Here is a 22233-nt window from a genome sequence, read left to right as displayed (position 1 = left end):
TAAATATAAAATTTTTTGTCTTAAATAACCCCTATAATTGACTTTTACGGCAACGCGAATTTTAATGCAATCTGCATAATTTTAATATTAATTAATTAAATTAAAGAAAAATAACGTTATGGAAACTAAGCCAGTTAGCAGTAAACTGCACGGATTAATTGTTTTATATGAAATGCACACCGATTTTTTAATAAGGGCATTGGATGGAATTGAAGAAAAAGATGCGGAAAATAGGATGGATACGAAAGCAAATCATATTGCATGGATTACAGGCAGCGTAATTTCTGGACGTTACCATTTAGCGAAATCTTTTGGTATCGATTTACCTTCATCGACAGGCGAATTATTTAAAGACAATAAAGGAATTATCGACGATCAGGCTTATCCGAAATTAGAGGATTTTAAAAAAGATTGGCAAAAAATATCGCCACCGTTATTAGCCGCATTAACAAACGCGACAGATGAAAAGTTAGAAGAAGCTTATGAAATGCCTGGCATGAAAATGACTTTGTTTGAAATGATTTCATTTACTATATATAGAGAAGCAAATTGTATAGGTCAAATTGCATTGTGGCGCAGATTGTTGGGGTATGCTGGAATGAATTATATGTAATCCATAGAAAATAAATAGTTACAAATCATTATAATATTAACCACAACTAAAAACTAACCAAGAATTATGAAAATTGCAATTATTATTGTTCGGGTGCTTTTGGGCTTAATGTATCTTTTTGCTTCCGTTGTTTATTTTATAAATTATACACCCGAAGCTCCAAAACTGAGCGCCGATCAAACTACATTTATGGCTGGTGTTATGGCGTCGGTTTACTTAATGCCTTTAATTAAAGTAACCGAACTCGTATCTGCTATTTTACTTTTAATTGGCCGAACTGCTCCGCTGGGAGCCATTATTATATTTCCAGTAACCTTAAACATATTTCTTTATCATGCATTTTTAGGGCCGCAACAATTACCAATGGTGGCAGTAATGCTTATATTCAATATATTTTTGCTTTTTGCCTACCATAAAAAATATTTGCCTATCATTTCTAAGTAATAAAACCTACTCCTATTTTTTCTATTTATTATGTTTGCATAGAAAAGTCAATTTGTTATATTTAAAAACACTAAATAGAAATCAATTATGAGAAAGTTTCAATTATTTATGCTGCTGTTTGTAGCCGTTAGTTTTAATGCGATTGCACAAAATAAGGACGCAATTGTTGGTAAATGGCTCAATGCTTCGGGCGAAGGGCAAATAGAAGTTTATAAAAAGGGCGACAAATATTATGGGAAGCTGGCTTGGTTAAAAGAACCAAATCTGAATGGTAAACCAAAAATGGATTCGAAAAATCCAACCGCTAGCTTGCAAAGCAGACCTTTACTAAACTTAGAAATTTTAAAAGATTTTGTTTTTGAAGATGGTAAATGGACGGATGGAACAATTTACGATCCGAAAAGCGGAAAAACTTACAGCTGTAACATATCTTTAAAAGGGAATGATGTTATGAATGTTCGAGGTTATATAGGAATTTCACTACTAGGTCGTTCAGAAGCTTTCAAAAGAGTCAAGTAAATCTAATAAAATGAAAAAAATAATCTGGTGCCTTTTAATGGCACCTTTTTTTTGCGATGCGCAAACGTTTTCAGTAAAAGCTTTAACAGAAAATACGAAAACCAGTTTAAGGGGCTTAAGTGTGGTAACTGATAAAGTTGTTTGGGTAAGTGGAAGTAATGGTTCGGTTGGAAAAACTTTAGATGGAGGTGCAACCTGGCAATGGATAAAACCAAAAGGCTACGAAAAGCTAGATTTTCGTGATATTGAAGCCTTTAATGAAAAGGAAGCTGTTGTGGTAAATGCAGGATCGCCTGCCTATATTTTGAAAACTGTTGATGGTGGCGAAAGCTGGACAGAAAGTTACAAAAATGTTGATACAGCTATATTTTTAGATGGTTTGGGTTTTTGGGATAAAAATAAAGCGATCATTTTTGGAGATCCGATAGGGAATAAAATGCAGTTACTGAAAACCATCGATGCTGGGAAAAGCTGGTTAAACATTTCGGATAACTTAAAGTTTCCATTAGCAAAGGGAGAAGCTGCGTTTGCGGCAAGCGGTACAACGGTTAAAACATTACCAAGTGGTAAGGTTTGGATTTCTAGCGGTGGTACCGTTTCTAATATTTACTATTCTGGCGATTATGGTTTAAACTGGCAGGTTTTTAAATGTCCGATTTGGCAAGGCGAAAATAGCACAGGTCCGTTTGGAATGGATTTTTACGATGCTAAAAACGGAGTAGTGGTTGGTGGTAATTATGTTAAGGATAAAGAGAACAGCAATAATGTTTTGTTAACAGCTGATGGTGGTAAAACCTGGACAAAACCAGAATCTCCAGTATTAGGTTATCGCTCAGGTGTTACCTATCTAGACAAAAACACACTAATTGCTACAGGAACTTCAGGAATCGATGTATCTACAGATGGAGGCAAAAACTGGAAACATATTTCTGATATCAGTTTTAATTCTGTTCAAAAATCTAAAAAAGGTAATTTGGTAGTTTTTGCTGGAAACAAGGGCTTTATTTATCGGTTATTTTATTAGAAGAAGAGGCCGTTTCGAAATCACATAAATTTTTATTGACTTCTGAGTTTATCGAATGGATTTATTATAAATTACCCTTCGATAAACTCAGGATGACAACTTGAATTTTATTAGTTTTAATTATATTTTCTCTACAAAAATTGGTGTTTCAGTAACCTGAATTGTTAATTTTCCGTTCGCTACATTTACAGTTTTGTGCGACATTTCATCCTTACCAATCTGTAAAGTATGAATGATCGCTTGCGTTGATGTGCCTAAATCCAATTGATAATTTACAGTTCTATCTTTTTGGTCGGGAACAGTGAGTACATAGATTTCTTTTTTATCAAGTTTATACAAATCAACTATAGGGTCTTTATTTAGAGTAGCAGCATAATAATAGCTTCCAAGCAGGTTTTTTGTTTGTGATATGTAATCTGCTGATGGTCGTTTAGATAAATCGTCGTTATGGAAGCCTGAGGAGCTATACTGGGTTGTACTGTTAAGTCCGCCAGCATCATCTAGCATGTAAAACATGCATCTGTTTAAGCCATGTCGAGCATATAGAAAAGCAGTTCTTAAATTCCAGTCTGCCTGTGTAACATACGCGGTTTTAGAGCCTATAGCTATCGCTTTTTGAGGCGTATTCCCCACATCATAACCCGTTTCGGTCATCCAAACCTCTAAACCTGGCGCATTTGTTTTTGCCATTTTAATAAAACTATCTGCAACAGTTCCGATATTGGAAAGCTCTGGCGCCACGCCTGTAGTTGCGTTTCCATTGTTGATGAAAGCATTATTGGCGTATAAATGATAATTTATTACATCGAAACATAAATCTACAGTTCCGTCTGCTTTTAAGCCTCTGTTTTTCCTACACCAATCAATCATCTTAACTACATATTCGGGATTTGCGGTTGATAGACCAGCCATAACAACTATCATCTTCGGATCCGCATTTTTTACCCCGACATTTTTACCTAATTTTCCTTTATGGCCATCGTAAAATGCAGACATATTCGCTGCATATTCTTCTGCGGTTTGTTCGGCTTGTTTTCCCTTCCACCATTTATCGCGTTCATTATCACATTCAATATATTTTACCAAATCAAGACCAATTTTTACTGAATTTGCATCATCGCCAGTCCACCTTATTGAGGTATTTACTGTTACCAGGCTTGGATCTAAGGTTTTATTTGACCCGTATCTAGCAGCAAACTGAAACCCAGTTTTTGCTTGTTTTAAATAAGAAGTGGGATCGCTTTTATCCAGACCGTATGGAGCTGGTACATTTTCTGCGTCCCGCTGGTTAGCTGGGTAGGTGTTCATCAGCCAGTCTGGAATCGTTTTTAAACAAACCAGAAGATCTAACCCTTCGGTTTTACATCTTTGATAGATTATGTCGTAATACCAGCCGCCTGAGTGAGATGGGTTAAAGGTATATTTTCCTTCTGATTGCTCTATTTTACTCCAATCGAGATAATGACGTACTCCTCCAAATGACTTAATTAATGAAATTTGAGGATTAGTAATTATGCTCGGCTGACTTGGCGATACAAAATCCCATTCGAAGGCATTCACTCCCAAATAATTTTTAAAAGGGATGTTTGATGTTGTTAAAGGATTTGCAGTGTCTGGAACATATATTTCAACCTCATCCAATTTACTTGGAGATTTAGAACAAGCATAAATAAGTAATAGGGGGATTATGCAACTTAAATAGTATCTCATGATCTGTTTATATCAATGTCTATGCTAATTTACTTTTAAATAAATCGATTGTTCTTTGCCAGGCCAGTTTTGCTGCGGCTTCATTGTACCGTGTTGGCGATGTGTTATTATTAAAGGCATGATTTACACCATCGTAAATAAAGATTTTATAATCGATGTTACTAGCTTTTAAGGCTGCTTCGTAAGCTGGGATACCTGCATTAATTCGTTCATCTAAACCGCCATAATGCATCATTACGCTGGCTTTAATTTTAGGTACATCAGCAGTTGCAGGTTGAGCGCCATAATAAGCAACGGCCGCTTGTAATTTTGGGTCGTTTACAGCCAGTTTATTTGCCATACCACCGCCCCAGCAAAAGCCAACACAGGCAACTTTACCATTTCCACCTTTAATTTTACGAAGGTATTCTAGTCCCTTTAAATAGTTTTGAAGATTTTTTTCAGCGTCTAGCTTGCCAATTAACTCGCGACCTTTATCTTCATCGGCAGGTGTACCACCTAAAGGCGATAATGCATCAACTCCAAGCGCAATAAAACCTTCTGCTGCAATGCGTTTGGTTACATCAATAATATGTGGGTTTAAGCCTCTGTTTTCGTGGATAACCAATACGGCACCTAAATTCTTTTTGCCTTTTGGTTTAGCCAAAATGGCTTTCATATCACCTTCAACACCAGGATAAGTAATTTCTTCTGCTGTAATTTCATCACTTTCAAATTCGGCAGCAGATACGTAATTGTTTTCGAGCAAAGGTAAAACGGTAAGCGCTAAAGCTGTACTTCCTGTTAGGATGGCTAGCTTTTTCATAAATTCTTTTCTGCTTAGCTGACTGTGTGTGTACTTATCGTACAGCGTGATGATTTTTTGATCCATGAGATGTGAATTAGTTATTTAGCTAAGTTAACATTCTGATTTTGAATATTAAAGAATGCCTTTGATAATGTTGCGTAACTAAAACTCACAATACATTTCAACCCATTTCTTAATTAAGCCAACCCTGTGTTTGGTGTATCGCGGTGTTAGAAAAACATTCGACCAATCATCGTAATTATCATAAAAGAATTTTAGAAAGAAAATATGAAAAGTAATGCCTAAGTATGGAATTGCCTTTATTTCATCTGCCGTTAATACCCTGATTTCCTGATAAGCCTTTAAGCAGGTTTGGAAGTCTTTTTCTGCTTGTTGAATGGTGGTGAGATTATTTAAAATATGAAAGAAGAAGTGGTTTAAGAACGACATTAAGTCGTTAATTAAATATCCTTCGCCAGCAAAATCGAAATCGAAAAAAGTAATTTTTCCTGCTGAATCAAAATGAAAGTTTTTAGGAAATAAATCATAGTGGCAATAACCATAACTAAAGTTTTTAATATCAAATATTTCGAATTTTTTAACCACTTTATCAGCAACTTCTTCCAGATAAACGAACTCCTCTGGCATATCTTTAAAATGCGGCTTCAGCGTTTTCAAAGGCTCAAATAAGGTGGTTTCAAAATTAAACTCCTGTCTTTGGTTTTTTAGCTTTAATGATGCAGTCGTGTTGTGCAATTTCGCAATCGATCTGCCAATATTTTGAAGCTGATCGTCATTTAAATCAAGAATTACATTTCCTTCGGCATAAGAAAATAAAATACCATTTCTTATCCCTTCTATTGCATGAAACTGCTGAATTTGATTTCCATGAATGTCGTTTATCGGGTAAGAAACAGAATTTCCTTCACCTTTTAAAATGTTTAACAACTCTACCTCAGCTTCAATTTCGCTTAATTTACGATGTGAATCACGGTAAATTTTGAATATAAACTTTTCATCGCCACGTTCTAAAATATAAGTGTCGCTAACATTTCTGATTAACAGTTTGCAGTTAAAATCATCCAGATTATAAGTTTGAGCAATATATTTTTTTAAAGCTGTAGCAGATAGGGTAGAGTATTGAGCGGGGAAAATGTCTTGCTTCATCAAAAGGAATAGTTTTGGTTATCAAAAGTAAAATTTTATAAAGCTTTTCTACCATTAATTAAGACTACCTTACCAAAAGATTGGATAGATTATCGAATCGATAAACCAAAATATTGGAAAAAATCTTTAATACATTAATCGATAGTTTTATTGATAATGAAATAGGCATAGCCGAAAATTTCCTGAGCCTTTCTCTAGCGGGCCATTTACGAGATAATATTTTCGATTTGTACAAAGGTAATCAGCTTTTAGCAGCTGGAACAGGAAATAATTCCGTTGTAAATCATGATAAACTGGTGCGCAGCGATGTAATTTACTGGTTAGATCGAAAGCACGACAACCAGTATGAGAATGATTTTTTTGATTTAATGGATCGCTTTGTACTTTATTTAAACCAAACTTGCTATACTGGGATAACAGGTTACGAATTTCATTATACCATGTATGAGAAAGGAAGTTTTTACAAAAAGCATTACGACCAGTTTCAAAATAGCGGTAGCCGTAAATATTCGATGATTATGTATTTAAACATTGGATGGAAACCTGGCGATGGGGGAGAACTCTGTATTTATCAAGAAGGTGTTCCGCAAAACGTTGCGCCAGAAAATGGCAAGATAGTATTTTTTAAAAGTGATGAGTTAGCACACGAAGTACTTTTAACAAATGTAACCAGAATGAGTATTACAGGCTGGCTAAAGGCAGATTAGTTTCTGAAAGATTTTGGAGTTGAGCCCATTTGGCGTTTAAAGAAAATATTAAAATTGGCTGGATATTCAAAGCCCAGGCAATAAGCGATCTGGGAAATATTCCACTCTGTATGCTTCAACAAAGCCACCGCTTCTGTAATTATTCGTTTCGCAATGTGTTCTGATGTAGTTTTGCCAGTAACTTCCTTAACTGCATGATTTAAATGATTAACATGCACCAAAAGTCGGCATGCAAAATCATTAGCTGTTTTTAATTCTAAAACGTGTTCGGTGGCACCAATTGGAAACTGACGTTCTAAAAGTTCGATAAACTGGGCCGTTAAGCGGGCCGAAGCATTATTTAATTTAAAAATATTTCCCTTCGGAAGCACTTTCAAAGCTTCGTGAGCAATTAACTGGACATAATTCCTCAACAAATCATATTTATGAATGTAATCGCCATCCATTTCTTTAATCATCTTTGAGAAAATATCTTTCAGTATTTCTTCCTGCTCGTCATCAATATGGATAACAGGGTTCTCATTAATTTTCCACAGCAAAGATTCTCTTAAAGTTTCGTTGCGGTGGTGGATAAAGTTTTCTGTAAATAAACAGAAATAACCATTTGGCTTCGGCGATGTGCTTTCCCAGGAGTATGGTACATTTGGGTTTGTAAACAATAATGCTTTTCCATTAATTTGAATTTGCTTATCAGAATAATGCAGAATACCATCTCCAATGATCAGCGAGATTTTATAAAAATCGCGTCGGCTAAAGGCAGATGGCATATTTGTACAAACGATTGAGCGATTGAAAACGTTGAAATGCCCAATGTCGTTTATTAAGCCTAAGTTAGGCATCGGGATTTCGGGAAGACGAATAGTTAAATTATTGTAGAAATCCTCGAGGGTTTCATTTTTCGTTAACGGATTTACTTCCTGATTTCTGGCTAACATTTGTACAAATTCTTTAAGTAAAGTTAAGGGTTAATGGTCATTCCCTCATGCATTTCCTCTGTAGGTTCTGCAATTAATTTGTCACCTTCTTTAATATCACCGAAAATTTCAACTTTATCGTCGGTTTCTCTACCTTTTTTTACGGCAACTTTTACCAGTTTATTGTTCTCAGCTCTTAAAATGTATAATCCTTCACTAGTATCTAACAAAGCTTTTTTTGCGATAACAAAAGTGCTTGCATTTGCTGGCAGGGGAATGTTAATTTCGGCGACCATTCCTGGTAATAATGCTTTATTAGCATTTGCCACATCAATTTCAATTCTTTCAGATCGTAAGCGTAAATCTAAGGCGCCCGATAAGCGCTTAACTTTTGCTTTAAAAGTTTCGTTTGGTAGTGACTTTACCGTAAAGCTAACTTCATCGCCCAGTTTTAAGTAACCTGTATAAACTTCGGGAATGGAAACCGCTAAACGTAAGTTTTTTTGATCTTGAAGGGTAAATATTGGCAATTCTGAACCTTTTCCCGATGGACCAACATAAGCACCTAAGTTTACATTTCTGGCAGAAATTACACCACTAAAGGGAGCCCTTATTTCTAAATAATTTTGAATGGAACCTACCTCTTTGTATGCAGCCTTTGTTGCTTCAAATTGTGCTAAATCAGAATTACGTTTAGCCAGTGCCTGATCCAAATCATTTGTAGATATGGTTCCAGGGGTTTTACTGGTTTCGTATAAACGATTGTAATTTGCTTTACTGGCGGTGTAAATTGCTTCCTGTGCTTTCAATCTCGATTGAGCGGCTGCTAACTGCGAATTCATTTCAGGAGCATCTAAAGTCATCAATAATTGCCCTTTTGTAACTTCAGAGCCAATATCCACCTTTAGTGCTTTTACAAAGCTGCTTACTTTTGCATATAAATCAACTTGTTGCAGTGCGATTAGCTCTCCAGGTAAAGTTAGGGTAGTAGATAATTTATCTTTCTTCAAAACGAATGTGGCAATTGCTGCCCGAACTTCTTTTTTCTCTTCCTTTTTTTCTTCGTTACCACAACCGTAAATTGTAGTAAATAACAATAAACCAGAACCTAAAATAGCCGTTGAAAATATTTTTGTTTTCATTTATGATGTGCGTTATGCGTTTTCTTCTAAACCTTTAATATAATGTAAACTTTCTTTATCCTCTGGATCAAGGGATATCGAATCTGTTGTTTGTTTACCCTGAACCCAGGCAAATACAAGCGGTAAAACAATTAATACCGCAAATGTTGAGGCTAATAAACCACCAATTACCGCACGGCCAAGCGGCGAAACAGCACCACCACCTTCACCATGACCAATTGCCATTGGTAACATACCTGCAATCATTGCAATACTCGTCATAATAATTGGGCGTAAGCGTAAGGCTGCCGCTTCTCTGGCAGATTCTAATGCATTACCATTGTGTTTTCTGAGTTGCTCAGCATTGGTAATTAGTAAAACAGCATTTGCAATAGAAACCCCAACCGACATGATAATTCCCATGTAAGATTGCAGGTTTAAGGTGGAGCCCGTTATTCTTAACAATAAAAGTGAACCCAATATTACCGTTGGAACAGTAGCCAAAATAACCAATGGTACCTTAAACGATTGGAAGTTTGCGGCAAGCATTAAAAAGATAACAACTATGGCTACCAATAAACCCGATTGTAAGCTATCTAAAGTTTCGGTTAATACTTTGCTTAATCCAACAGCTGCAACATTTAAACCTCTTGGCAATTCTCCAACATCTTTTATTGCTTTTTCAACATCTTTTGATGCTGTTCCTAAATCAGTGTGATAAAGATTTGCGGTAACAGAAAGGAAAGGCATAGCACCAATATTATCGTTTTCGCCATAAGTGGTGTCGGCTGTGATTTTCGCAACATCACTTAAAACAGGTCTTGCCGAATTTTTAAGAACAGGTATTTGTCCAATGTCATCTTTACTTGTCATTTGATTTAAAGGAACCTGAACCTGAACGCTATATGGCAAAGCAGCTTTTTCATCAAGCCAGATGTTTTTATCTGTATAGCGAGATGAAGAAGTAGAAGCGATTAGCGAGCGCGAAATATCGGCCATATCCACACCAAGCTGTGCAGCTCTAGTTCGATCAATATCTATATTTAACGATGGGTATTTAATTGGCTGTGCAATCTGAACATCCCGCATGTATGGAATTTCTTTTAATTCTGCCAGAATTTTACTTGCATATTTTTCGTTTAACTTTTTGTTTTTACCCGAAATCCGAACCTCAACAGGAGTAGGAGAACCCTGACTTAAAACCTTATCGGTAAGCTCAATAGGTTCGAAGGAAAGTTTAACATCAGGTAAAACCTTCTTAATCCTGGCACGAAAGTTATCTTTAAAATCATCCATGTCTTCCTCGTAATCTTTTAAGCTTACCTGGAAAACGGCCTCGTGAGGGCCCGTCATGAATAAATAAATAGGGTTTACAGAGAACTGCGCAGGATGCTGACCAACATAAACCGATGAAATGCCAACGTGTTCTGCCCCAACCATTTTTTTGAGTTCTGCCAAAACGGTATTTGCTTTTTCTTCAGTACGCTCTAAGCGTGTACCGTCGGGTGCACGCAACCTTAATTGAAACTGACTGGAATTTACTCTTGGCAAAACATCTCTTCCGATATTTGCCAATAATAGGGCCGCCAAGCCAATTATAGCAACTAAATAAATTAATACAACCGATTTTCTGTAAGGCAATATCCTATCCAGAAATCGCATAAAACGGTTTCTAAATTTATCGAAGAAGCTTATTTTCCCATCATCGTTAAAATCCTTACGCTCTACTAAAATCTTCTTCTGATTCAGTGTATCCTTTTCAGATTCTATAGGAATTCCTGTCGCTATAAAATCGGCTTCATCTTGGGTAATTCCAGGATGATGGGTAGCACCTTTTTTAGGGTGGGCAATCATTAACCAATTTGCCATAATGGGCACAAAGGTTTGCGATAGCAAGAATGAAACCACCATAGAGAAGCCAATAGCCAATGCCAGCGGCAAAAATAATGCTCCAGGAATACCTGTCATGGTAAAAGCAGGCGCAAATACAGCTAAAATACAGAACAGAATAAGGAGTTTTGGGAAAGCAATCTCTTTACAGGCATCCCAAATGGCTAAAGCCTTGGGTTTGCCCATATCGAAATGTTGGTGAATGTTTTCTATCGTTACTGTTGATTCATCGACTAAAATACCAATTGCCAAAGCCAGGCCACTCAAAGTCATAATGTTGATGGTTTGCCCGAACAATTTGAGGAATAAAACACCTGCTATAATCGATGTTGGAATGGTTAGAATTACGATTAATGCTGCTCTTTTATCACCCAGAAAAAGTAAAACCATTAAGCCTGTTAAAATAGCACCAATTGCGCCTTCGTAAACTAAACTTTTTACGGCATTAATTACATAAACCGACTGATCAAATTCGTAAGAAAGTGTAACATCTTCTGGTAAGGAGCTTTGAATATTTGGTAAATTTTTCTTTAAGTTTTTAACAACATCCCAGGTTGAAGCATCGCCAGATTTTGCAATACTTAAATACACCGAACGTTTTCCATTGATTAAGGCATAACCCGCAACTAAATCTGCACCATCTTTAATAGTTGCTACATCGCGAAGCTGAAGGTTCTGAACGCTCCCTTTAAATAATGGAATGTTCTCGAAATCTTTAACCTTTTTAATGGTATAATTAGTTGGTGTGATGTAGTTTTTATCTCCAATTCTAATATTGCCTGATGGAGCCGTTTGATTATTTAACCTGATGGCTTCTACAACCTGATCAACCGTTAAATTATGAGATCGCAATAAGGAAGGATTAACATTAATTTCGATCGTTCTGGGGCTACCACCAAAAGGAGCTGGAGAAAGTAAGCCTGGTATTGCTGAAAAGCTTGGTCTGATGTAAGTATTGGCCAAATCCTGTAATTCGTTATTTGTACGCGTTGGGCTACTTAAAACCAGCTGACCGACAGGAAGGGAAGAAGCATCGAAACGAATTACAAAAGGCGGCTGCGAACCTGGAGGGAAAATTGCCTGAGCCCTGGATGATAATGCGCTTAGCTCTGCAGCAGCCTGCGCCATGTTCGTGCCTTCGTAATACGTTAACTTCATCAGCATTAAACCTTGGGTATTTTTGGTTTCGATGCTTTTTATGCCATTAGCAAATAATAAGATGTTAACGTATTGTTTGCCAAAATAAGCCTCCATTTGGTTGGGCGTATAACCGCCAAAAGGGTGTGCAATGTAAATTACAGGCAAATTCATTTTAGGTAAAATATCAACCTTAATCTGGTTAATGGCACCAATACCAAAAAAGAATAATCCTGCTACTAAAACAAGTATGGAAATGGGTTTTCGGAGTGCGAAACGTATTAAATTCATTTATATAGCTTGATTAAAATTCGTTGATAAATAGATTGTAGTTGCCCAAAGCCGCAGATTTTAAAAGTAGCGCTTGCCATACATTTGTATAAGCAATATCTCTATCGGTTTCAGCTCTGTTTAAAGTAAATAGTGCTTGTGTTAAATCGACCAATGTGGTTAACCCATTTTTATACAAAACGCTTTTTTGTCGGTAAGCATCGGATGCTGCCTTAACCTGAATGGGTACTTCATTGTAATTATCGAGGGCATTTTTTAGTTTGGCTTCGGCAAGGGCGAGTTGCGATTTTAGTTGCTGATCAACCAATTCGTACTCATTTTTTAAACCTTCGGTAGTATATTGTTGTGCTTTAACCTGCGAATGGTTTCTCAGTAAAGAAGTTAAGTTCCAGGTCATTCCTATTCCAATCAAATAGTTACCACGTGTTGGATTTATACCGTCGCTATAACTTTTTGAGTATAAGGATTGGTTTAAAATATAGTTCGGATTAAAGCCAGAGCCACGACCTTGCATTACGCCAAAAAAGGAGAATGTTGGGTAATATAATTTTTTAAAGTAATCTACCTGTTGGTTGCTAACGTCGATTCTGTTTTGGTAAAATTTTAGTATCGGGTGGGAGGTTTTTATGGTGTCGTTAAGTAAACTGGCAGGAATTCTATTAATTGATGCGGTATCTAACTTATATTCGGTTGATGTTAATCCCATTAAAACGCCTAAACGATTGGCTTGCTCTTGCTCTAAATCTTTAGCCCTGGTTAGGGCAATTTTGGCACTAGATACTTCAGCTTTAGCAAAGGAAGAATCTACACCAGCAATTAATCCGTTTTTTGCTCGAACAGCAGCGGTATTTTTAAAAGTTGTGGCTCTTTCTAAGTTTTTTTCCTGCGATTTGGTTAACCGTTGAGCGGCTAATAAGTTTAGGTAAGCAGCCGAAACTCTAATTTCTTGTTGGAACTTTTCTTGTTCCAAATCATTTTGATCTCTTTGAAAAGCCGCATCGGCTACTTTAATACGTTGTTTGATCCGCCCAAAGGTGAAAAAATCCCAGTTGACATTTGCCAGGTAAAGTGCTCCAAAAGCAGCGTTCCAGTTTTGCTGCTCTAATGCAGGTCCTGATGAAGCGATTCCTAAGCCGCCAAGACCGTAAGATGGCCCATTTTGACCATTAATAGTACCGTAATCTTGTTGGGCACTTATGCTGAAGTTAGGTAAGTAATCTCTCTTGGCCTGTTGTATAGTCGATTTTGATGCATTTGCATAATTCTGCTTCGCTTTTATGGTTGCATAATTAGTTAATGCGGTATTTACAGCCTCCTTAAGGGTTAAAGTTTGCGCTTTCGAGCTGTATGCAGAAATAAAAATTAAAAAAAACGTTGAATAAACAAATGATATTCGATGCATAGTGTGAAATTTACACCACAAATGTAAATTATGAAAGGAACATCGAAGTATTAAAGTCAAACCAATTATTATGCAAATCAAATAATAATCGAATTGTTACTTAATTATGGTTCAGGAATTATAAAATCTATAGTTTTTAAAAAGTTAGACCAGTTAAAATAGCTAACTGATCTAACTTTTATCAGAAGTTTTAGTTTTCCTCTGTATGTTTTTTAAAGTTATCCAAAATTGCCTGCCAGCCACCTTTTTGCATTTCAATAGGGTTTTGGGTTTCTGGATCGAATGTTTCTGTAATGTTTGTTGTATCGCCAGCAGCTTCGAAAACTATTTTTACTTTTCTTCCATCTTCAAGCGTATAGGCTATAAGTTTGTTTTCCTCTACCGTATCGTAAGTTCCTCCAAAATCAAAACTCATACTTCCATCTTTTGCGGCCATGGTTGTAGAAAATGCTCCACCTACACGTAAATCGTTTTCTGCTTTAGGAGCATGCCATTCTGGTGAAGCAAAAGCCCATTTTTTGATGTGTTCTGGATTATTCCAAAATTCCCAAACTTTTTCTACGGGTGCATTTATTGTTGCCTCAATTGTAATTGGTGTGATATTATTCTCAGTTGCCATATTTCTATTGGTTTATAGAATAAAGGTATTAGAAGATTCTAAAAATCAAAAAGGGTAAATGAGACAAATTTAGGGTTAATTGGTTAAGCCTGTTCTATTGGTATTTCGAAATAGAAGGTAGAACCTTCGCCGACATTGCTCGTTACACCAATTTTACCGTTATGTCTTTCTACAATTTCGGCACTCAAATACAAACCGATTCCAAAGCCAGAAACTGTATGATGCTTACCTACACGATAATATCTATCGAAAAGTTTTTCTAAGTCTTCCGCATCAATTCCTATTCCCTGATCAGTTACAGAAACTATAGCTTTGTCGCCTGATGCTTGACAATTGACACCTATTTTTGTATTTGCAGCAGAATATTTTACTGCATTACTAAGTAGATTCGATATTACACTACCAATTTTATCTCGATCGGCGTATATGGATATTGGTTCTTTAATTGATAGTGTAATCTCATGAGAGAATTGTACGAGATCACTTTCATCAATTAATTCGTTTAATAGTTCATCTAACTGAAAGTGAGATTTTTCTATTAATAATTTACCTGATTCCAGTCTCGAAACATTAAGGAAACCATTAATCATGGTTGTCATTTTCTTAACCTGATTATAAGCTCTGTTTAAAGCAAGCAGAGCATAATCATCATCATTCTTTTTAGCTCTCGATTGCAACACCTGCACAAAACCACTAATGGCTGTTAAAGGTGTTTTAAGTTCGTGGCTTACCATTCCAATGAAATCGTTTTTACGCAATTCATCTCTTTTGAGCTCCGAAATATCTATAGAGGTGCTGATATAACCAGCAAATGTACCATCAGCATGAAAACGTGGCGTTCCTTTAGCCAAGAGCCAAACGTATTCACCTTCTTTATTTAGCAATCTAAACTCACCCGTAAAAGGAAGTTTATTTTCAAAGGCATTTAAATATATGTTTAAATATCGTTCTCGATCTTCAGCATGTACCAAATCAACCCAGCCAAATTCAAGCAGACTTTCCATGGTTCGGCCAGTAATATCGCTCCACGAGCTATTAAAGTAAGTTGCATTACTGGTTTCATCGCCAACCGCAATAAATACATCAGTTGCTTCGGCCATGTTTCTAAAACGGTCTTCACTCTCTTCCAGCGTGTGTCTATATTCAATTTCTGATGTAATATCGATAATGACGCCTAAAAATCTTGCTGGCCTAAGTTTTGTTTCGGATACGCTTTTACCAACTACACGTACCCATTTAATGGTTTTAGTTGAACTTTGAATAATTGGGTATTGTACGTCGAAAGGTAATTGATTTTTTAAAGCGTTAATTCTGGCTTGTTCAATAATGTGCAAATATTCTGGAATAACAGTATTCGTTACATCAATCCAGGTAATGGGGCCTTCGGGCGCCAATCCATAAAATTCTCTGGCTTTTGAAGAAATATCAAATTTTCCAGTAGATGGCTCGATGCTGTAAATACCTAAATTACCAGAAGCTAAGGCTAATCTCAAACTTTCTTCTGTTTCCGATAATTCATCAATTTTTAGCGATAAATTTTCTTGTGCCTCCTGTAATTCTTCGTTCGTGGTGGCTAGTTCTTCATTTGTAGCCGATAATTCTTCGTTTGATGCTGCTAATTCTTCGGTTGTTGCCTGAAGTTCCGACTTGCTTTCCTCAAGCTGTTTTAAGTTCTCAACCTGCTCTGTAATATCATTAACAGAAGCTAAGATATATTCAACTTTACCATCCTTGCTAAATATCGGGTCGTAAGAAAAATCTACATAAATAAGCTTAATCTCGCCATTCGGATACGAAATATCTACGGGAACCTGAGGCATGGCAATTCGCTTTCCAGTTCTGAATACATCTGCTAAAAGCTGAGGAAATCTTTGGTTTTTAAGTTCTGGAAATACATCTGTGATTTTTTTTCCTTCAACTGCCTTTAAATCTCTTTGCCAAATGTGAAGCATTTTCGGATTAGGCAATTCGATTATTAAATCTTCACCCTTTAGTAAAGTCATTGCAATATTGGCCGTACTAATTATGTTCTGGAGCAAAAGTTTACTAGCCTGAACATCTATTGTGCGTGCTTCAACACGGTTTTCGAGTTCTCTATTTAAGGATTGGAGTTCATTTTGCGATTGACTTAAAGCTTCATTGGTAACTAATAAATCTTCCAAGTTAGCTAATAGTTCCTCATTAGAAGCAGCAAGTTCTTCGTGTGTTTGAGCCAGTTCGTTACTTAAGCTTTGTTCACGTTCTATGTAATTGCTTATCGTTTTATTTCTCTTAACTTGCTCCGTAATATTAATGGTTTTTACAAGCAAAGAGTCGGCTTTTTCACCATCACTCGAAATCGGTTCGATTTCAATTTGCCACCATCTTGTTTCGTTAGTATTTTCATCTGCTGAAGGAATATCATAGCGAAAAGGAGGTAGGACAATTTTTTTGTTTTTGTCTGTCGCCTCTGCCAATCCTCGTTCTAAAATCTCCGCTCCACCGTGTATTTCATCTTTAGGAAATGCAACCCATAAAGATTGACCTCTAACCTTGCGATTGGTGGTGTATGTAACCTTTTTATAAGTTTCATTATAAGTTATAATGGTATAATCGGGTACATTTGCTGCAAGAATTATTCTTGGAACATCATCTTCAAAAAGACTTTTAAAAAGTGGGGAGTCTAAAACGTTCATCAAGGATTTCTACTTCGAAACTGGTTTTACAGCGAAGATAACAAGTTCAATTAAATTATTGTTTCAGTCACAGCCCTTTTTAAAATAAAATATTAAACATGTAAGTTGTCATAACAATAAGCTAAGGCTGCGATTCATATTGATTGTTTTTATTTATAATTAATCTAAATAATGTATATTCGCAGCAATTTACCTCATAATATCCCTTGGCAAATAAATTAGATAGCGATAAAATCACCATCATTAATAAAGCGATGTTCGAAAGAACGTATGAACTTTATTGGGAAAAACTTTATGCTGTTTGTTTTAACACCATCAGGGAAGTTGAACCTGCCAAAGAAATGGTTCAGGATATTTTTAAATCCCTTTGGGAACGCAGGGCTGAACTCGAAATTCAAAAAATAGAACATTATCTTGTTCGTTCGGCCAAGTTTAAAGCTTTCGAATACATTAGAAATCAGGTTAGCAGGCAAAAACATAGCGAATTGGCTATGCTCGATTGTTTAACTGCCCATAATTGTACCGAAGAAAAGGTTTTATTTAATAATTTAAAACAACAGGTTAATCTTTTGGTTGATGAATTGCCTTGCCAGTGTAAAAGAGTTTACAAACTGAGCAGAGAAGAAGGGATGCCAAATAAAGATATTGCCACTTTACTATCAATTTCAGAGCGTGCGGTAGAGTATCACATTACTAAAGCGATGGGTAAATTAAAATCGGGTTTGGCTAATTATTAATTTTTATAAAACATACTTCGTAAATTGTTAGCTTATGCTACTTATAATTAAAAGGAGTATTTTAATTAAGTTTGTTCAACCTAAAGCGATAAGTAAAATTTGATGGAGATTAATAGAAGACTGATAGAGAAATATCATCTAGATGAATGTACGGAAGAGGAACGTAAGCTTGTTGAAGCGTGGCTTTTTAGTACTGAAATCGAAGATTTAGCTATCCTTCCGTTAAATGAAGATAAATTAGACCATAAAAAACAAATGTGGGCTAATATTGATGCATTTATAACCCCAGATTTAAAAGCTGATCGGGCAAAAAATACAACTATTGTTTTTTGGCAAGGGGCAATTGCTGCATCATTGGTTATCGGCTTGATCTGCAGCCTCCTTTATCTTTTTGTGAATAAGCAAGAAAAACTTCCTGATTTTGTATCGGTTAACAATGCGTATTCAGAAAATGTAAAGCATGTTAACTCTTTAGAATTTAATGCCGCAATCGGGCCCAACACAATAGCGAAAATTAATAAGGATGCTGGTGTTATCAATCTAAACGGCAGTATCTTACTGTCGCCCAAAAAAGATATTGAACTTATTTTTGAAGGAACCCATAAAAAAATTACCCTTAAAAAAGGACAAACTTATATCATCCTCGACAATAAATCGGGTAAACAAGGGATTATCGTGGTAAGCCAAAAGAATCTGCTCGATTTACCTCCTGTTATTCAAAAGCAAATCAGTTCTCAATTTGATATTTAATGCGCTCTTTACCTATTCCATTTATGCCGATTTATAAGCAATTCGCAATCTTATTTTTGTTTGTTGCTGTATTGCTAACCGCTTGCGCTGAAAAGCCAAAAAGTGTAAATGGTAAATACAGCTTTTACATATTGGGTAAAAATGGCAAAGAGTATTTAATGCAAAGCGATAACCTGAGCAATGGCGAACTTAAGCCCGAAATATCGGGAACTGAACTCGATGGAAGTGAAATGGATCGCGATGTTTTTGTGAAAAACGGATTCTATTACCATTTAAACAGGAAATCGCCATTATTTACAAAATTTAAGCTCGAAAACGGAAAATTTGAACGTGTTGCTGCGGTTAAACTCGAAAACTTTTCGATAGAAAACTTTAATTGGATTAGTGCCGATACCTTACTTTTAACAGGATTGAATGTTAAGGGGTATAACCAACCAGAATATGCTTTGATAAGTGTTGGAAGCATGAAATTAATTTCGAGAGGTTTCAGCGGTATCCCTAAACCGAAAGGAAAATTTACATCGATGTCTATCGGTTTTTTAAAAAGAAATGAAGATAAATTATTCGTGGGCTATACCTACCATGTAGCTGTCGAAACTTCTAATTACCTAACAAGCGATACGATGTATTTTTCTACGCTAAGTTATCCGGCAATGAAACTGCTTAAAACAGAAAAGGATAGCCGATCTACCTATCCAGGCGGTATAAATACCATTCAACCTTACAGTTTTGCAGATTTTAAGGGCGATCACTATTTTATGTCGTGCCCAGGAATTGCCTTGGGTAACCGACCAGAAATGCCAACCGCAATATTTAGAATTAAGGCAAAAGAAAATAGTGTAGATCAGGATTACTTTTTTAATATATCGAATTCTGCAATTCAAAACCATGCTTATGGAATGTGGTATTTAGGTGGCGATGAAGCGATCATCCGCTCAGAACGAAAAGATCTTTTTAAAGGTTTGGGCGATCATTACAGTACGGCACACTTCGAATTTTATATCCTTAACCTCAAAACAAAATCGGTTAAAAAACTTAATCTTCCTTTAGATAAGGGTACCAGAAAGCAATGCGTTATTGTAGAAGGCAATACGGCTTACATAGCCGTTAACTCTACCCAAGAAGGTAATTATGTGTGGCTTTATGATATAAAAGCGGGGACTTTAAAAAAAGGAATCCGTTTATCGGGCGATACCGATTTCATCCTTAGAATGGATAAACTAAGAGACTAAAAATAAATTTTAATATTTTTTCATTTTCCACCTTCGGAAAATTGAAAGTTGTGCTACTACCTTATATAAGCACAATATTAAAATAATGTCTATTAATAAAATTTTACTTTCATTATCACTCTCGTTTCTAACTTTTTCTGTAGTTGCGCAAACCTCAAAAATTTCTGGTCAAATTTCTGATGATTCTGGTTTTATTTCTGGAGCTTCGATAGCTTTAAAAAACAGTAAAGTTGGTACTACTACCGATTCTTTGGGTATTTATCAACTTACCAGACTTAAAGCAGGAACTTACAGAATAACAGTTTCGTTTGTTGGTTTATTAAGCGAAACCAAAGAAGTTACTTTAAGAGATAACGAAGAAATTCAGTTAAACTTCATCCTGAAAAGAAGCAAAAACGACTTAAATACGGTAGCAATTAATGGTAAAACAAAATCTGCAGTTTTAAAAGAATCAGGTTTTAGTGTAAATGGCATCGAAACCAAGTTGTATGTAAATATGACTTCAGATCTCAATCAAATTTTAAACCGAAGTACTGGTGTTAAGGTTAGGGAACAAGGCGGAATGGGTTCTGATTTCAATTTTTCGCTAAACGGTCTTTCAGGCAAACAAATTCGTTTCTTTTTAGATGGGATCCCAATGGAAGGTTTCGGAAAAGCCATGTCGCTTAACAACATTCCTGTAAATCTGGCCGAAAGAATAGAGGTTTACAAAGGTGTGGTACCAGTAGAATTAGGTGCCGATGCGCTTGGTGGTGCAGTTAATATCATTACCGATCAACACACCAGGAAGTATTTGGATGCAAGTGTAAGCTATGGTTCGTTTAATACCTCAAGAGCTGCATTATCTGGGCGATATACCGATGCTAAAACAGGTTTGGTTTTCGATTTCAATGGTTTTAATAACTACTCGGATAACAATTACTTAATGCGAAGTAACCCGAAATACGATGCCGCAATTAAGGTTACCGAAAATGGCCAGGTTGTCGAAAAGGATGTTCGTCGCTTTCACGATGCCTATCGCTCTACAATGGGGCAAATAAATGTGGGGTTGGCTGATAAATCGTGGGCTGATAAAATCACCGTAGGTTTGGTTTATTCGAATTTGTATAAGGAAATTCAGACTGGTTCAAATCAGAATAAAGTTTATGGTGCCGTAAATAACCGCGAAAATTTCCTTATGCCCAGCATAAACTATAAAAAGAAAGATTTTCTTTTAAAAGGTTTAATTGCTAACCTAATGACTTCGTATTCAATTACACGTTCAAATGTTGCAGATACATCATCCTATCTTTATGGTTGGGGTGGAAAAGGAAGATTCGAACCTATTCAAGGAGAATTAAGTGATATAAAAACCATTTATCATTATAAAAATACATCGGCTATTGCCAGGGCAAATTTTGCCTATCAGTTAAACGATAATAACAGTTTAAATCTTAATTATAACTATAACCATTACGGCCGCAGTGCGGTAGAAGATTTAGGAACGGTTAAAAACAATGTATTTGATATTCCGAACACCATTTCAAAAAACATTGTTGGATTAGCTTATCAAAATAACTCATTCAATAATAGGTTAACAACCACGGCTTTTGCCAAATATTACAATCTTGGGGCTTTTGTTCGTAACGCTGCATATTTTGGGGGTGAGCAAGGTTGGGTAAACTCCGATTCCAGAACTCAGGAAGGTTATTTAGGTTATGGGATAGCTTCGAGATTTAAAATAACAGAACAGTTTGGATTAAAGGCTTCTTTTGAGCATGCCTATCGATTACAGGAAGGCGAAGAACTTTTTGGTAACGGAATCGATATCGCCTCAAACAATAAGTTAAAACCAGAACAAAGTGATAATATTAATCTCGGCGCATATTACACTTACCGCATTGATCAGCACAAGTTTGCCTTCGAAGGTTCTTACTTTTTCCGCAACGCGAAAGACTTTATCTACTTTATCCCATCGGGAGGGATTTTTTCTACCTATGATAACATTGGCGCAGCTAAAATAAATGGTGCCGAAGCCGAAATTAAATATAATTATGGCGATGTTTTTGAAATCGCATTTAATGCTTCTTACCAAAATGCGGTTAATAACCAACGCTACGAGTTAGGCACAGATATTTTAGACATTACTTATGGCGATAGAATTCCAAATCAGCCGTGGTTTTACGCAAATGCTAATTTTAGTATTGGTAAGAATGATGTTTTTGCCAAAGATTCGAGAATTCAATTTAACTACTCGAGCCAGTTTGTAAACTGGTTTTACCTAAACTGGGAGAGCAGAGGAAGTATCGAATCGAAAAATAAGATTCCAAATCAGCTCATTCATAATGTTGGCCTTTCTTATGCCTTAAAAAACGGAAGGTATAATCTTTCTGTCGAATCTTTAAATGTAACCAACGAGTTAGCCTACGATAATTTTAGGTTACAAAAACCAGGTAGGTCTTTTTTCGTGAAGCTTAGATATTTCATCAAATCATATTAATTCATTCTATACAAT

18 protein-coding genes are annotated in these 22233 nt (G+C 36.0%); 9 read left to right on the top strand and 9 right to left on the bottom strand.

The window, feature by feature from the left end:
* Nucleotides 1–118 precede the first annotated feature (118 nt).
* The 4 genes from ACZZZI_RS02505 (at nt 119) to ACZZZI_RS02490 (ending at nt 2600) form a co-directional block, all read left to right on the top strand.
* Nucleotides 119–613, top strand: coding sequence for a DinB family protein (locus ACZZZI_RS02505; RefSeq protein WP_463488497.1), 495 nt, complete (start codon nt 119–121; stop codon nt 611–613).
* A 66-nt stretch (nt 614–679) separates the two neighbouring features.
* Nucleotides 680–1057 (top strand): DoxX family membrane protein, encoded by a 378-nt coding sequence (locus ACZZZI_RS02500; protein WP_463488496.1) that lies wholly within the window; start codon nt 680–682, stop codon nt 1055–1057.
* 87 nt (nt 1058–1144) lie between these two features.
* The gene (locus tag ACZZZI_RS02495; RefSeq protein WP_316759049.1) at nt 1145–1576 is read left to right on the top strand and encodes a DUF2147 domain-containing protein; all 432 of its coding nucleotides are present in this window, start codon (nt 1145–1147) and stop codon (nt 1574–1576) included.
* A 10-nt stretch (nt 1577–1586) separates the two neighbouring features.
* Nucleotides 1587–2600, top strand: coding sequence for a WD40/YVTN/BNR-like repeat-containing protein (locus ACZZZI_RS02490; RefSeq protein ID WP_463488495.1), 1014 nt, complete (start codon nt 1587–1589; stop codon nt 2598–2600).
* Nucleotides 2601–2720: 120 nt separating this feature from the next.
* Here the strand turns inward: ACZZZI_RS02490 and ACZZZI_RS02485 are convergent, their stop codons facing one another.
* The 3 genes from ACZZZI_RS02485 to ACZZZI_RS02475 form a co-directional block, all read right to left on the bottom strand.
* Nucleotides 2721–4310, bottom strand: coding sequence for a hypothetical protein (locus tag ACZZZI_RS02485; RefSeq protein ID WP_463488494.1), 1590 nt, complete (start codon nt 4308–4310; stop codon nt 2721–2723).
* A gap of 19 nt (nt 4311–4329) precedes the next feature.
* Nucleotides 4330–5181: a dienelactone hydrolase family protein gene (locus tag ACZZZI_RS02480; protein ID WP_424058388.1), complete on the bottom strand. Its 852-nt coding sequence runs from the start codon at nt 5179–5181 to the stop codon at nt 4330–4332.
* Nucleotides 5182–5259: 78 nt separating this feature from the next.
* The gene (locus ACZZZI_RS02475) at nt 5260–6264 is read right to left on the bottom strand and encodes a phosphotransferase enzyme family protein (protein ID WP_316759036.1); all 1005 of its coding nucleotides are present in this window, start codon (nt 6262–6264) and stop codon (nt 5260–5262) included.
* Nucleotides 6265–6377: 113 nt separating this feature from the next.
* Between ACZZZI_RS02475 and ACZZZI_RS02470 the strand changes: the two genes are divergently transcribed.
* The gene (locus tag ACZZZI_RS02470; protein ID WP_316759033.1) at nt 6378–6971 is read left to right on the top strand and encodes a 2OG-Fe(II) oxygenase; all 594 of its coding nucleotides are present in this window, start codon (nt 6378–6380) and stop codon (nt 6969–6971) included.
* On the opposite strand, the gene ACZZZI_RS02465 is transcribed toward ACZZZI_RS02470, so the two are convergent.
* The 6 genes from ACZZZI_RS02465 to ACZZZI_RS02440 form a co-directional block, all read right to left on the bottom strand.
* Complete coding sequence (locus tag ACZZZI_RS02465; RefSeq protein ID WP_316759031.1) at nt 6968–7906, bottom strand: helix-turn-helix domain-containing protein; 939 nt, start codon at nt 7904–7906, stop codon at nt 6968–6970. The genes ACZZZI_RS02470 and ACZZZI_RS02465 overlap by 4 nt on opposite strands.
* 23 nt (nt 7907–7929) lie before the next feature.
* Nucleotides 7930–9027, bottom strand: a complete 1098-nt coding sequence (locus ACZZZI_RS02460; RefSeq protein ID WP_316759029.1) for an efflux RND transporter periplasmic adaptor subunit — start codon at nt 9025–9027, stop codon at nt 7930–7932.
* A 12-nt stretch (nt 9028–9039) separates the two neighbouring features.
* Nucleotides 9040–12324: an efflux RND transporter permease subunit gene (locus ACZZZI_RS02455; protein ID WP_316759027.1), complete on the bottom strand. Its 3285-nt coding sequence runs from the start codon at nt 12322–12324 to the stop codon at nt 9040–9042.
* A gap of 13 nt (nt 12325–12337) precedes the next feature.
* Nucleotides 12338–13726 carry a TolC family protein gene (locus tag ACZZZI_RS02450; protein WP_316759025.1) on the bottom strand — a complete coding sequence of 463 codons (1389 nt, stop codon included), beginning with the start codon at nt 13724–13726 and terminating at the stop codon, nt 12338–12340.
* A gap of 190 nt (nt 13727–13916) precedes the next feature.
* Nucleotides 13917–14345 carry an SRPBCC family protein gene (locus ACZZZI_RS02445; RefSeq protein WP_463488493.1) on the bottom strand — a complete coding sequence of 143 codons (429 nt, stop codon included), beginning with the start codon at nt 14343–14345 and terminating at the stop codon, nt 13917–13919.
* Between the two features lie 83 nt (nt 14346–14428).
* Nucleotides 14429–17020, bottom strand: coding sequence for a PAS domain S-box protein (locus tag ACZZZI_RS02440; RefSeq protein ID WP_463488492.1), 2592 nt, complete (start codon nt 17018–17020; stop codon nt 14429–14431).
* A 206-nt stretch (nt 17021–17226) separates the two neighbouring features.
* Here ACZZZI_RS02440 and ACZZZI_RS02435 point away from each other — a divergent pair, with 206 nt between their 5' ends.
* The 4 genes from ACZZZI_RS02435 (at nt 17227) to ACZZZI_RS02420 (ending at nt 22218) form a co-directional block, all read left to right on the top strand.
* Nucleotides 17227–17757, top strand: a complete 531-nt coding sequence (locus ACZZZI_RS02435; protein WP_316759018.1) for a sigma-70 family RNA polymerase sigma factor — start codon at nt 17227–17229, stop codon at nt 17755–17757.
* Nucleotides 17758–17859: 102 nt separating this feature from the next.
* On the top strand, nt 17860–18507 hold the full coding sequence (locus tag ACZZZI_RS02430) for a YggL 50S ribosome-binding family protein (protein WP_316759015.1): 648 nt from the start codon (nt 17860–17862) through the stop codon (nt 18505–18507).
* Complete coding sequence (locus ACZZZI_RS02425) at nt 18507–19739, top strand: DUF4374 domain-containing protein (RefSeq protein WP_316759014.1); 1233 nt, start codon at nt 18507–18509, stop codon at nt 19737–19739. Before ACZZZI_RS02430 ends, ACZZZI_RS02425 begins: the two co-directional genes overlap by 1 nt.
* Before the next feature lie 85 nt (nt 19740–19824).
* On the top strand, nt 19825–22218 hold the full coding sequence (locus ACZZZI_RS02420) for a TonB-dependent receptor (protein ID WP_316759012.1): 2394 nt from the start codon (nt 19825–19827) through the stop codon (nt 22216–22218).
* The last annotated feature ends 15 nt before the right edge of the window (nt 22219–22233 follow it).

This window comes from Pedobacter sp. AC190, assembly GCF_979258025.1.
Note: the sequence above shows the minus strand (reverse complement) of the source record. Positions and strands in the feature narration are given on the sequence as shown.

Bases quoted from the DNA above. Each gene is read 5' to 3' on its own strand.
- ACZZZI_RS02500 (WP_463488496.1), top strand. From the start codon at position 680: ATGAAAATTGCAATTATTATTGTTCGGGTGCTTTTGGGCTTAATGTAT.
- ACZZZI_RS02505 (WP_463488497.1), top strand. From the start codon at position 119: ATGGAAACTAAGCCAGTTAGCAGTAAACTGCACGGATTAATTGTTTTA.
- ACZZZI_RS02495 (WP_316759049.1), top strand. From the start codon at position 1,145: ATGAGAAAGTTTCAATTATTTATGCTGCTGTTTGTAGCCGTTAGTTTT.
- ACZZZI_RS02475 (WP_316759036.1), bottom strand. From the start codon at position 6,264: ATGAAGCAAGACATTTTCCCCGCTCAATACTCTACCCTATCTGCTACA.
- ACZZZI_RS02465 (WP_316759031.1), bottom strand. From the start codon at position 7,906: ATGTTAGCCAGAAATCAGGAAGTAAATCCGTTAACGAAAAATGAAACC.
- ACZZZI_RS02450 (WP_316759025.1), bottom strand. From the start codon at position 13,726: ATGCATCGAATATCATTTGTTTATTCAACGTTTTTTTTAATTTTTATT.
- ACZZZI_RS02455 (WP_316759027.1), bottom strand. From the start codon at position 12,324: ATGAATTTAATACGTTTCGCACTCCGAAAACCCATTTCCATACTTGTT.
- ACZZZI_RS02460 (WP_316759029.1), bottom strand. From the start codon at position 9,027: ATGAAAACAAAAATATTTTCAACGGCTATTTTAGGTTCTGGTTTATTG.
- ACZZZI_RS02430 (WP_316759015.1), top strand. From the start codon at position 17,860: ATGGAGATTAATAGAAGACTGATAGAGAAATATCATCTAGATGAATGT.
- ACZZZI_RS02490 (WP_463488495.1), top strand. From the start codon at position 1,587: ATGAAAAAAATAATCTGGTGCCTTTTAATGGCACCTTTTTTTTGCGAT.
- ACZZZI_RS02425 (WP_316759014.1), top strand. From the start codon at position 18,507: ATGCGCTCTTTACCTATTCCATTTATGCCGATTTATAAGCAATTCGCA.
- ACZZZI_RS02445 (WP_463488493.1), bottom strand. From the start codon at position 14,345: ATGGCAACTGAGAATAATATCACACCAATTACAATTGAGGCAACAATA.
- ACZZZI_RS02440 (WP_463488492.1), bottom strand. From the start codon at position 17,020: ATGAACGTTTTAGACTCCCCACTTTTTAAAAGTCTTTTTGAAGATGAT.
- ACZZZI_RS02420 (WP_316759012.1), top strand. From the start codon at position 19,825: ATGTCTATTAATAAAATTTTACTTTCATTATCACTCTCGTTTCTAACT.
- ACZZZI_RS02485 (WP_463488494.1), bottom strand. From the start codon at position 4,310: ATGAGATACTATTTAAGTTGCATAATCCCCCTATTACTTATTTATGCT.
- ACZZZI_RS02480 (WP_424058388.1), bottom strand. From the start codon at position 5,181: ATGGATCAAAAAATCATCACGCTGTACGATAAGTACACACACAGTCAG.